Origin of the sequence: Luteitalea sp. (assembly GCF_022842525.1) — a bacterium.
GTDB lineage: Bacteria > Acidobacteriota > Vicinamibacteria > Vicinamibacterales > Vicinamibacteraceae > Luteitalea.
On sequence record NZ_JALHPM010000077.1, the window covers coordinates 18,339 to 29,595 of the forward strand.

Consider the following 11,257-nt stretch of genomic DNA (forward strand, 5'->3'; position numbering starts at 1 on the left):
CTCATGACTTCGCCACGGACCGACACGGCGCCCATCCTGATCGCCGACGATGACGACGCGGTGCGGGCGTCGCTGGCCCTGCTGCTGAAGCAGGGCGGCTATCGCACGCACGCCGTCGCCACCCCCGATGCCGCCGTCCAGTGGCTGGCCCAGCACCCGTGCGCGCTGGTGCTGCAGGACATGAACTTCTCGCGCCGTACGTCGGGTGACGAGGGGCTGGAGCTGCTGCGGCGCATTCGCGAGGCGCATCCGCTGCTGCCGGTCATCCTGATCACGGCGTGGGGCTCCATCTCGCTGGCCGTGGCCGGCATGCGGCTCGGGGCCGCCGACTTCGTCACCAAGCCCTGGACCAATGCCGCGCTGCTGCAGACGGTGCAGACGGCGTTGCGGCTGGCGGGCACGGCGAGCGGCCAGGACAGCACGCCGCTGTCGCGCGAGGATCTCGACGCCAGCTACGACTTCGACGCCATCGTCACCGCCGACGCGCGGATGCTCAAGCTGCTGCAGCTGGTGGGACGGGTGGCGGCCACCGACGCGTCGGTGCTGATCACGGGCGAGAGCGGCACGGGCAAGGAACTGATCGCCGACGCGCTGCATCGCAACAGCCATAGGCGCAAGAAGCCGTTCGTGAAGGTGAACCTCGGCGGCATCTCGGCGTCGCTGTTCGAGAGCGAGATGTTCGGCCACGTCCGCGGCGCGTTCACCGACGCGCGGCACGATCGACAGGGGCGCTTCGATCTCGCCGATGGCGGCACCATCTTCCTCGACGAGATCGGCGACCTCGACGCCTCGTCACAGGTCAAGCTGCTGCGCGTGCTCCAGGATCGGACCTACGAGGTGCTCGGGTCGAGCCAGCAGCGAACGGTGGACGTGCGGGTGGTGGCGGCCACCAACCGCTCGCTGCCCGACATGGTGCGGCGCGGCGAGTTCCGCGAGGATCTGCTGTATCGCATCAACCTGATCGCGGTGCACCTGCCGGCCCTGCGCGAACGTCCTGGCGACATCGCGCTGCTCGCCCAGCGGTTCGTGCAGGCGCTCGCGCAGCACCAGGGGCGGGAGTCGCTGACCATCAGTCCGGCGGCGGTGAAGTGGCTGCAGGGCCTGCCGTGGCCGGGCAACATCCGCCAGCTGAAGCAGTGGATCGAGCGGGCCGCGCTGGTGACGCCGGGGCAGGTGCTCGACGTCGACGACTTCCGGGCCACCTCGGAGATGGAGGGCGCGTCGGCCAGGCACAGTCCCGACCCGCTGCCGCCGGTCGGCAGCATGACCATGGAGGAGATCGAGCGGGCGATGATCCTCAAGTCCCTGCGGCATCACGGCGGTAACGTGAGCCGCGTCGCCGAGTCGCTGGGGGTCAGCCGCGCCGCGTTGTATCGTCGCCTGGAGAAGTACGGGATTTCCGTGTGACGCTGCGGCGCCTGTTCTACGCCTACCTGCTCGTGCTGCACGTCGCGCTCGGCGTGCTGGCCTGGCATCTCGTTCGGGAGTCGGTCTGGGGCCTGCTCGCCCTCGAAGCCGGCTTCGTCCTGTCGGCGCTGCTCGGCGCGTGGCTCGTCGACCGACTGCTGCGCGCCCATGCGCTCGTGCAGGAGAGCGCCCAGCTCCTCGAAGAGAGCGACTACACCACCAGGTTCAGGCCGACGGGCCAGGCGGAGATCGATCGCCTGATCGAGATCTACAACCGGATGGCCGATGCGCTGCGAGCCGAGCGCGTGCGCGTCCGCGAGCAGCACCACTTCCTCCAGAGCCTGCTGGACGTGTCGCCGTCAGGCGCGGTGATCCTCGACCACGACGACCGTGTCGATTTCGTCAATCCGGCCGCCGCGCGGCTGCTGGGACCGGACGTCCGCACCGGCGTGGCGGCGACCCACGCCGGCTCGGCGCTGCACGAGGTGATCCTGGCCCTGCACGACGCGCCGTCTGCCGTCGTCACGCTCCCGGGCGGCCGGCGGGCCAAGGCCAGTCGAGGCACCTTCATGGACCGCGGCTTCAGCCGCACGTTCCTGCTCATCGAGGAGTTGACCGACGAGCTGCGACAGGCCGAGAAGGCTGCCTACGAGAAGCTGATCCGGATGCTGTCGCACGAGGTCAACAACTCGGTCGCGGCGTCCAACTCGCTGCTGACCTCCTGCCTGGTCTTCGCCGAGCAGTTGCCGGGGGAGAGCCGCACCGACCTCGAGGGTGCATTGCACGTGGTGATGAACCGCACCGCCCAGCTCGGCGCGTTCATGAAGGCGTTCGCCGACGTCGTCCGGCTCCCCGAGCCGCGCCTGGCGCCCTGCGACCTGGACGACCTGCTCGAGCACCTGCGTCGGCTCATGACGGCCGACGCCGAGAGACGCCGCATCGCGATCGTCATGGAGCTGACGTCGACGCCGCCGGTGTCGATCGACCGGACGCTGATGGAGCAGGCGCTGGTCAACATCCTGAAGAACGCCATCGAGGCCGTCGACCACGACGGCCGCGTCGTCATTCGCACCGGACTGACCGGCACGCAGCCATGGCTCCAGATCGAGGACAGCGGCGCCGGACTCGCTCCCGAGGTGCGAGCGCACCTCTTCACGCCGTTCTTCAGCACGAAGGGGTCGGGACAGGGCATCGGCCTGACCCTCGTGCAGGAGATCCTGACGCGTCACGGCTTCGCCTTCACGCTCGACGGTCCGGACGGCGGCCCGACGCGCTTCACGATCTGGCTGTCGTGAGCGGCAGGACCTGACGCACGCGCACGTCCCGCAGCCACAGGCCCAGCCACAGCAGCCCGCCGACGTACACCGGGAAGAGGCTGTGACTGAACAGCGGGTGGCCGAGGCGCACGTGCGTCGCCACCGCCCCGCCGAGGTAGCCCGTCCAGAGCACGGCGCCGAGGACGGACGTCTGCGGCAGCAGATAGAGCCCGAGGCAGAGCAGTTGCAGCACGCCGAGCGGGAACAGCAGCTGGGTGGGCCAACCGAGCTGCGCCGTCGCCTCGCTGGCGGCGGCCAGACCGAACAGCTTCATGGCGGCGTCCATCGCCAGGAAGAGGACCGGGATGGCGCTGACGACGAGTCCAGCGCGGTGCGCCCGCGCCGTCACACGGCGCGTGCCCACCCGATCGACGACGGCCACCGACTGCAGGATGTAGGACGAGAACGTCGAGACGTGAGGAGAAGCGGGCTGACTCATGCGTGGCTCCTTGCCGGAATGTCCATGAGACCTGCCGACGATGGCGGATTCATCGGTCTGACCGCTGGCGCCGACCGATGATTTCCAGGCGGCACGTGGGTCTACACTGCGGACACAGGAGGTCCCCTTGGCCCTGACGACCGTGAATGCCTACCTCACCTTCGACGGCACCGCCGCCGATGCCATCGCGCTGTACGAGCGCGCCCTTGGCGCGAAGGTCACCTTCCTGCAACGCTTCCGCGAGATCCCGGGCGCCCAGTTCGAGGGCGCCGACGCCGACCGCGTGATGCACGCCACCCTGTCCCTCGGCAGCGGCACCGTGATGGTCAGCGACACGATGCCGGGGATGGGGACGCTCACCACGGGCACGGCGATGAACGTGGCGGTGCAGTACGACTCGACCGACGAGGTCGATGTCCAGTTCGCCGCCCTGGCCGAAGGCGGTCGCGTGACGATGCCACTCGAGAACACGTTCTGGGGCGCGCGGTTCGGCACCCTGGTCGACCGGTACGGGGTCAACTGGATGTTCAACGCCGAACTGCCGAAGTAACGGCAGCGTGCCGCGACTTTTCGGGGCGAGTTCCATGGCGGTGCAGGCGGCGCCTGCCGCCACCGAGCAGGTGCGTGCCGACGACACGGGCCCGATGCCGGTCTCCGCATGCGAGCCTCGGCCCTCGGCCCAGCGGTCACACACGGCCCACCGCCCCCGTGCCCTTCGCCCTTCGGCATTGGGCATCGCGGCATTCGGCATTACCCTGTTGCCCATGCTGCACCCGCATCGGTACTTCGACCCGGATCCCGCGACGCGCGCCATCGCCGCCGACCTCTACGGACGTGTCGCCTCGTTACCGCTGGTGTGCCCGCACGGGCATGTCGATCCGAAGCTGCTCGCGACCAATGAACCGTTCCCCGATCCGGCGACGCTGCTGGTGGTGCCCGACCACTACGTCACGCGGATGATGTACTCGCAGGGGGTACGGCTCGAGCAGCTCGGGATTCCGTCGCGCGACGGATCGCCGGTGGAGTCCGACCCGCGGAAGATCTGGCAGCTGTTCGCCGACCACTTCCATCTCTATCGCGGCACGCCGACCGGCGCGTGGCTCAGGCACGAGTTCGAGGGCGTCTTCGGCATCGAGGAGACGCTGAACAGCGCCAACGCGATGGCCCTCTACGAGCGCATCGAGGCCTGCCTCGCCACGCCGGCGTTCCTGCCACGGGCGCTGTACGAGCGGTTCAACATCGCGGTGCTGTGCACGACCGACGCCGCAGGCGACACGCTCGAGCACCACAAGGCGATGCGCGACGAGGGCTGGGGCGCGGTGCGACCGACGTTCCGGCCCGACATGGCGGTCACGCTGTCGCACCCGACGTGGCGTGCCGAGATCGACCGCATCGGCGCCCTGACCGGCGAGTCGATGACGACCTATGCGTCGTTCATCCGGGGGCTGGAGTCGCGGCGGGCCTTCTTCAAGGCGATGGGCGCGACCGCCACCGACCACGCCGTCGTGGTGCCCTACACGGAACGTCTGCCCGACGCCGAGGCGGCGGCCCTCTACGAGCGCGGCCTGGCAGGCACGGCCACGGCGCAGGACTCCGATCGCTTCGGCGCGCACATGCTCATGCAGCTGGCGCGCATGAGCGTCGAGGACGGCCTGGTCATGCAGCTCCATCCCGGCAGCTTCCGCAATCACAACCAGCGCATCTTCGACCGCTTCGGTCCCGATCGCGGGTGCGACATCCCGGTGGCCACCGAGTACACCCGCAACCTGCACGCGCTGCTCAACGCCTACGGCAACGAGCCGGGCTTCACGCTGGTGCTGTTCACGCTGGACGAGACGACCTACAGCCGGGAACTGGCACCGCTGGCCGGGCACTACCCCGCCGTGGTGCTCGGGCCACCCTGGTGGTTCCACGACAGCATCGAAGGCATGCTGCGGTTCCGCCACATGGCGACCGAGACGGCCGGTTTCTACAACACCGCCGGCTTCAACGACGACACCCGCGCCTTCCCGTCGATTCCGGCACGCCACGACGTCGCCCGCCGCGTCGATGCGACATTCCTCGCCCAGCTGGTGACCCGTCACGTCATCGACGAAGCCGATGCGCAGGCGCTCATCGTCGATCTGAGCGCCACCCTGGTGCGCAAGGTGTACCGGCTGTGACGGCCTGACCGGGGGGTCAGAACAGCGGGTGCACGTTGACGAAGAGCACGAGACACAGCGTGTAGAACGCGGCGCTGAGGCCGAGCACGAGCAAGCGGAGGGACTGCTGCTGGATCGCGCCCGCCAGGATGGCCATGGGGAAGAAGACCGAGGTGTAGCGACCGAGGCCCTCGTACTGCCCGGACGACAGCGGCAACAGCAGGTTGGCCAGCATGAACAGCGCGTAGGCCGTGCCCAGCCGCCACCAGACGATGGGCAGCACGAGGAGGGCGGCGGCGGCGGCCAGCCCGTTCAGGGTGTCGTACGGCGCCATCTGGCCGTGCACCAGGTAGTGGTAGGGCCGCGTGGCGAGGTCGGTGATCAGCGTCTGGAGGCCCGTCCACGGGGCTCCTCCCGGGTGGTACTCCCATCGTCGAATGCTGTCCATCCACTCCAGGGGGTTGCCGCTGAGGGCGTAGCAGAAGGCGCTGTAGCCGAGCAGCCCCAGCGGCACCACGGCCAGCGCCGCCAGCACCGGCGCCAGACGCCGGCGATCCTCGCGCACATGGGTCCAGGCGAGCCACGCGAGCGCCGGCAGGATCATGATGCCGTTGACGCGCGTGATGCAGGCCAGCAGACCGCCGAGCGCGCCGACGGCCCAGCGTTGCGTGCGGAAGCCGTAGAAGGCCGTCAGTGCGCACAGGAGGAACGTGCTCTCGGCGTAGACCACGCCGAAGAAGAAGGCGAACGGGTACAGCAGGGCGTAGAGGACAGCCCTTTCGGCGGCGGCCGCGCTCACGTCGAGCCGCGCGAGGCGATAGAGCATCAGCATGGCGCCGATACATGCCAGCCACGAGACGGCGATGCCGCCGAAGTAGAAATCCTGCGGCTTGCCGCCGAGGGCCAGACCGGCGGCCCGCATCGCCAGCGGATAGACGGGAAAGAACGCCAGGTTGTTGCGCCCGCCCTCGACCCACTCGTACCCGTTGCGGGCGATCCCGTGGTACCACCCGGAGTCGTACCTCGCGAAGTTGTCCCAGAACGCGTGCCGGGTGCGATACACGCCGAAGCCCTGATCCTGATAGACCGGAATCGTCACCTGAGCGAAGAACGCCAGCAGCGCCGTCGCCAGACGCAGCACCAGGGTCATGAGCACGATCCGGGCGATCGGCCCCGTCGCCCAGGCCATCCACGTGCGGCTCGAGGGCGCCAGGGGAGGGGCACCGGCCAGGGGGGAGTCCATAGGGCTTAAGCTCTTCATTATGCATGGGCGTCTGGTGTGCTACACCTAGGTGATGCGCACCTCTCGGAAGGATCCGGGCCTCGCTGCCGTGCTGAGCCTCGTCATCCCGGGCGTGGGCCAGATCTACAACGGCGACTTCCTGCGCGGGATCTTCTGGCTGATCGTCACGCCGGGGTTCTGGATCGGGACGGGCGGCCTGTTCGGCTGGGTGTGCCACCTCATCGCCGCCTGGACGGCGCATCGCCGTGCCCTGTGGCACAACAGCCGACTCCCCGTCGGTCTGGCGATGTGATCGCGTGCGCCCGGACATGCCCTGGCTTGCGCGCGGTGCCGTCCTCGTCTTCGCCCTGCTCGCCGCCAGTGGCTGCGGGCAGGACGCCTCGACGCCGTCGATGACCGCCGCTCCGCTCGTGCCCGACATCCATTCGTTCGCCAGGCCGGCCGAGGCGCGGGTCACCCACGTGGCGCTCGACCTGCACGCCGACTTCGCCGCGCGCGTGCTGCAGGGCCGTGCCACCCTCACGTTCGTGCGCCGCCCCGAGGCCACCGAGCTGGTGCTGGACACCCGCGGCCTGGAGATCGCACGCGTGCTGGACAGCCGGCAGCAGCCCCTCGCCTTCCGGCTCGATCCGGCCGTCGAACACCTCGGCCAGGCCCTGGTGATCGCCCTGCCTGCCTCGGGCGACCAGGTCGTCGTCGAATACAGGACGAGCCCGGAGGCCGCGGCGCTCCAGTGGCTCACGCCGGCGCAGACGGCCGGGCGCATCCATCCGTATCTCTACTCGCAGGGCCAGGCGATCCTCACCCGCACCTGGATCCCGACGCAGGACAGCCCGGGGATCCGCCAGACGTACGAGGCGTCGATCACGGTGCCGCGGCCGTTGCGGGTCGTCATGTCGGCCGAGATGCTCACGGCCGATGGCGTGGACGCCGGCGATGGACAGCGGGCCTACCGCTTCAAGATGGATCAGCCCGTGCCGCCGTACCTCATCGCGGTGGCCGCGGGCGACATCGCCTTCCGGGCGCTCGGTCCGCGCACGGGCGTCTACACCGAGCCGACGATGCTGGCGAGCGCCGCGAGCGAGCTCGAGGACCTCGAGAAGATGATCGGGGCCGCGGAGAGCCTCGGCGGTCCCTATCGCTGGGGACGCTACGACGTGCTCGTGCTGCCGCCGTCGTTCCCGTTCGGCGGCATGGAGAATCCCCGCCTCACGTTCGCGACGCCGACGATCCTGGCCGGCGACAAGTCGCTCGTCTCGCTGCTGGCGCACGAGCTCGCGCACTCGTGGTCGGGCAACCTCGTCACCAACGCGACCTGGAGCGATTTCTGGCTCAACGAGGGCTTCACGACCTACTTCGAGTATCGGATCATGGAGGCCCTGTACGGCCGGGATCGCGCGCTGATGCTGGCGACCCTCGGGCGCAACGGCCTCCTGCGCGAGATGGCCGATCTCCCGCCCGCCGACACACGGCTGGCCATCGATCTCCGGGGCCGTGACCCGGACGATGGCATGACGTCGGTGGCCTACGAGAAGGGCGCGGCACTGGTGCTGACCATCGAGCAGGCCGTCGGGCGCGACCGTTTCGACCCCTGGCTGCGCGGATACTTCAACCGGCATGCCTTCACGTCGATCACGACGCAGCAGTTCGTCGCCGACCTGCAGCAGGAACTGATTGGCGGCGACGCGGCCCTGCGCGACCGTCTCGACGTGACCACGTGGATCGAGCAGCCCGGTCTCCCGGCCGGCGCGGCCCAGGTGTCCTCTCCGGCCTTTGGGCAGGTCGAAGCCGAGGCCCGACGCTTTGCGCAGGGCGCTCGCTCGGCCACCCTGGACGTCGAGGGCTGGACGCCGCAGCAGTGGCAGCATCTGCTCGAGCAGTTGCGACCGACACCCCTGTCACCGGCACAGCTGAACGATCTGGACGCCACACACCGGCTCGGCGACACCGGCAACAGCGAGATTCTGTTCGCCTGGCTGCGGGTGGCCGTGGCGCGGCAGTACGCGCCGGCCGTGCCGGCGCTCGAGCGCTTCCTCACCACGCAGGGCCGCCGCAAGTTCCTCAAGCCGCTGTACGAGGATCTGATGGCGTCGGCCTGGGGCCAGCCTCTTGCCCGACGCATCTACGCGCAGGCGCGGCCCTCCTATCATGCCGTCTCGGCCCAGGCGATTGATGCCATCGTGAAATGAAGATCGCCACCTGGAACGTCAACGGCATCCGCGCGCGCGGGCCGCAGGTCGAGCAGTGGCTCGACGCCGAACGCCCCGACCTGCTGTGCCTGCAGGAGATCAAGGCCGCGCCGACGCAGGTGCCGCTGACCCTCGCCGGGCGTGACGACTACTGGACGTGCTGGCACGGCTCTGGCGGCTACTCCGGCGTGGCGCTGCTGGTGCACCGGGACCTCGCCGGTGCCGAGTGCACGGCCGTGCATCCGTCATTCGACTTCGAGTACCGCGTGGCGAGCGTCACCCTCGGGGATCTCGAGATCCTCAGTGTCTACGTCCCCAACGGCGGCAAGGACTTCGCCGCCAAGATGCAGTTCCTCGAGGCGCTCGGCAACCACGTCGCCGACGCGCATCGCGAGGGGCGGCGGCTGCTGATCTGCGGCGACCTCAACGTCGCCCTCACCGACCTCGACCTCCATCCGAAGGAGCGCAAGGCCGGCGTCATCGGTCAGCGCCCGGACGAACGCGCGCTGCTGCAGCGCGTCATCGATCTCGGCCTCACCGACGTCCATCGCACGCTGCATCCGGACGACGAGGGGCTGTTCACATGGTGGGCGCCGTGGCGGAACCTCCGTCAGCGCAACGTCGGCTGGCGTATCGACTACGTCCTGGCATCGACGGCGCTGGGCGCGACGGCCACGCGCGCCGACTGCCAGCGCGAGTTCGGCACCAGCGATCACGCACCGCTGGTCGTCGAGTTCGGGTGATGTCCCGATCAATTCAGAGTTCAGCATTCAGAATGAAGGGCAGCTCGCAGCTCAGTGCGCTCACGTCGAAGGCCGGCTCGTGGCGGACAGCCACGGCGGCGTGCCGCAGGTGTCGACATGAACCTCGATGACTACAGCGAGGGGCGCCTGCGGTGGAAGTCCGTGCCGTCCTGGACCCGGTGCGCAACGCCGAGGATCAGGTCATCGGCATAGAGCGCGCCGACAATCGTGGCGCAGACGGGCTGCGCGGCGAGCGCCTGCGGGGGCTCCGCAGCCGCGCCGGGACGCCCCGCGCCAGGCCGCGCGGGTGGGACGTCGAAGGCATACGGCAGCACGACACACGGATGCCCGGTCTGGGCATTGGCCGCCACATCCGCCGAAGGCGCGCCGATGAACATGTCCAGGTCCTTCATGAACTCGCCCCACTTCGTCACCAGGACATGCCGACGACGCTGCAGCTGCAGATAGTCGAAGCCGCGCACGCGTCGTCCGTTGACGAAGCGCGGATTCCAGTCGGCCGGCGCCATCGGGTTGGCCGCCGAGGCAGGCGGCGTCGGGATCGGCGTGTCTGGCAACGCGGCGAGGTCGAGCCCGGTCTCTGTCGCCTTGCGCGTCACGTAGTCGTCGAACGCGGCGGCGTACTCGACACTGAGACTGCCCTGGCCGATGCCCGGCACGGTCGGCCGCGGACCGATCTCCCGTGGCTGGACGCCGAGATCCTTCAGACGCGCCACCAGCGCCGCCGGCGCATCCGGATCGATGCCCACCCGCAGGCGCGACAGGCTGACGCGGCGATCGAAGCGGAACGGCGTGGTGATGGTCGAGGGGTCCTTCGGATCGACCCCGTGGATGACGCTGAAGACCATCGCGCAGTCCTCGGCGGAGCGGCACATGGGGCCGACCCGATCCTGCGACCAGGCCAGCACCATGCCGCCGTAGCGACTCACGCGCCCGAAGGTCGGGCGCAGCGCCGTGATGCCGCACCGGATGGCCGGCGACACGATCGACCCCTGCGTCTCGGTGCCGATGGCGAACGCGACGCAGCCGGCCGCGACGGCGGAGGCGGGCCCCGCCGACGAACCGCTGGACCCCTGCGACAGGTTCCACGGGTTGTTGGTGCGACCGCCGAACCACTGATCGTTCTGCGCGAAGATGCCGGTGGACAGCTTCGCCACCAGCACCGCGCCGGCCTCGCGCAGCCGGACGACGATCTCGGCGTCCTCGTCGATGACCCGGTCCTTGAAGTCGGGGACGCCCCAGGTGGTCGGCGTGCCCTTGACCGCGAACAGATCCTTGAGGCCATACGGGAGTCCGTGGAGCGGCCCGCGATACCGGCCGGCCCCGATCTCGGCATCGGCCTTGCCCGCCTCGGCCAGCGCCTGCGACTCGAGCAGCGTGACGACACAGTTGAGCGTCGGGTTGAGGCGACGCAAGCGCGCGAGGTACACCTCGGTGAGGCGTGTGGCCGTGATCTTCCGCGCGCGCAGCAGGGCCGAGAGGCGGTGTGCCGGCAGGAACGCCAGGTCGTCGTCGGAGTCGGGGACGGTGCCCGTCCACCCGTGCGGCAGCAGCGGCGACCGGGCGAACGCGGCGACGCCACGCTCCCGGACGAGCGACTCGAGCAGCGCGCCGGTGCCGCCGGGAAACGGCTGGAACTGACTCGCGGGCGGCTCGGCGTTGCCCAGCGGCAGGGGCGGGACGGGCGGGACCGGGGCGGTGGACGGCTGGGTGCCGGCGGGTGACGCGGGTGCCTGCGCGCGCAGCGCCGCCGCAGACCCG

Annotated in this window: 10 protein-coding genes; 7 read left to right on the forward strand and 3 right to left on the reverse strand. The window is 69.8% G+C overall.

Annotated elements, in window-relative coordinates; translation table 11 throughout:
* Window positions 1-3 precede the first annotated feature (3 nt).
* The gene (locus Q0C41_RS16015) at window positions 4-1,407 is read left to right on the forward strand and encodes a sigma-54 dependent transcriptional regulator (RefSeq protein ID WP_291985172.1); all 1,404 of its coding nucleotides are present in this window, start codon (window positions 4-6) and stop codon (window positions 1,405-1,407) included.
* Window positions 1,404-2,702 carry an ATP-binding protein gene (locus Q0C41_RS16020; RefSeq protein WP_291985174.1) on the forward strand — a complete coding sequence of 433 codons (1,299 nt, stop codon included), beginning with the start codon at window positions 1,404-1,406 and terminating at the stop codon, window positions 2,700-2,702. The genes Q0C41_RS16015 and Q0C41_RS16020 overlap by 4 nt, the downstream gene beginning before the upstream one ends.
* Here the strand turns inward: Q0C41_RS16020 and Q0C41_RS16025 are convergent.
* The gene (locus Q0C41_RS16025; RefSeq protein ID WP_291985176.1) at window positions 2,683-3,162 is read right to left on the reverse strand and encodes a DoxX family protein; all 480 of its coding nucleotides are present in this window, start codon (window positions 3,160-3,162) and stop codon (window positions 2,683-2,685) included. The two genes, Q0C41_RS16020 and Q0C41_RS16025, sit on opposite strands and share 20 nt — an antisense overlap.
* Before the next feature lie 127 nt (window positions 3,163-3,289).
* Between Q0C41_RS16025 and Q0C41_RS16030 the strand changes: the two genes are divergently transcribed.
* Both Q0C41_RS16030 and uxaC read left to right on the forward strand, forming a co-directional pair.
* Window positions 3,290-3,712, forward strand: coding sequence for a VOC family protein (locus tag Q0C41_RS16030; RefSeq protein WP_291985178.1), 423 nt, complete (start codon window positions 3,290-3,292; stop codon window positions 3,710-3,712).
* A gap of 214 nt (window positions 3,713-3,926) precedes the next feature.
* Window positions 3,927-5,324 carry a glucuronate isomerase gene (gene uxaC / locus Q0C41_RS16035; protein ID WP_291985180.1) on the forward strand — a complete coding sequence of 466 codons (1,398 nt, stop codon included), beginning with the start codon at window positions 3,927-3,929 and terminating at the stop codon, window positions 5,322-5,324.
* A gap of 16 nt (window positions 5,325-5,340) precedes the next feature.
* Here uxaC and Q0C41_RS16040 read toward each other — a convergent pair whose 3' ends face one another.
* A complete protein-coding gene (locus tag Q0C41_RS16040; RefSeq protein ID WP_291985182.1) occupies window positions 5,341-6,546 on the reverse strand; it encodes a mannosyltransferase family protein in 1,206 nt (401 codons plus the stop codon).
* A 52-nt stretch (window positions 6,547-6,598) separates the two neighbouring features.
* Between Q0C41_RS16040 and Q0C41_RS16045 the strand changes: the two genes are divergently transcribed.
* From Q0C41_RS16045 to Q0C41_RS16055, 3 genes are read left to right on the forward strand one after another with little or no spacing between them, the layout of a single operon-like run.
* Entirely contained in the window at window positions 6,599-6,838 is a 240-nt protein-coding gene (locus Q0C41_RS16045) for a hypothetical protein (protein WP_291985185.1), read from the forward strand.
* Window positions 6,839-6,854: 16 nt separating this feature from the next.
* A complete protein-coding gene (locus tag Q0C41_RS16050) occupies window positions 6,855-8,735 on the forward strand; it encodes a M1 family metallopeptidase (RefSeq protein WP_291985186.1) in 1,881 nt (626 codons plus the stop codon).
* On the forward strand, window positions 8,732-9,478 hold the full coding sequence (locus Q0C41_RS16055; protein ID WP_291985189.1) for an exodeoxyribonuclease III: 747 nt from the start codon (window positions 8,732-8,734) through the stop codon (window positions 9,476-9,478). Before Q0C41_RS16050 ends, Q0C41_RS16055 begins: the two co-directional genes overlap by 4 nt.
* A gap of 131 nt (window positions 9,479-9,609) precedes the next feature.
* On the opposite strand, the gene Q0C41_RS16060 is transcribed toward Q0C41_RS16055, so the two are convergent.
* The coding region (locus Q0C41_RS16060) for an amidase (RefSeq protein ID WP_291985191.1) at window positions 9,610-11,257 on the reverse strand (1,648 nt) is incomplete at its 5' end.

Bases quoted from the DNA above. Each gene is read 5' to 3' on its own strand.
- Q0C41_RS16040 (WP_291985182.1), bottom strand. From the start codon at position 6,546: ATGGACTCCCCCCTGGCCGGTGCCCCTCCCCTGGCGCCCTCGAGCCGC.
- Q0C41_RS16055 (WP_291985189.1), top strand. From the start codon at position 8,732: ATGAAGATCGCCACCTGGAACGTCAACGGCATCCGCGCGCGCGGGCCG.
- Q0C41_RS16025 (WP_291985176.1), bottom strand. From the start codon at position 3,162: ATGAGTCAGCCCGCTTCTCCTCACGTCTCGACGTTCTCGTCCTACATC.
- Q0C41_RS16050 (WP_291985186.1), top strand. From the start codon at position 6,855: ATGCCCTGGCTTGCGCGCGGTGCCGTCCTCGTCTTCGCCCTGCTCGCC.
- uxaC (WP_291985180.1), top strand. From the start codon at position 3,927: ATGCTGCACCCGCATCGGTACTTCGACCCGGATCCCGCGACGCGCGCC.
- Q0C41_RS16045 (WP_291985185.1), top strand. From the start codon at position 6,599: ATGCGCACCTCTCGGAAGGATCCGGGCCTCGCTGCCGTGCTGAGCCTC.
- Q0C41_RS16015 (WP_291985172.1), top strand. From the start codon at position 4: ATGACTTCGCCACGGACCGACACGGCGCCCATCCTGATCGCCGACGAT.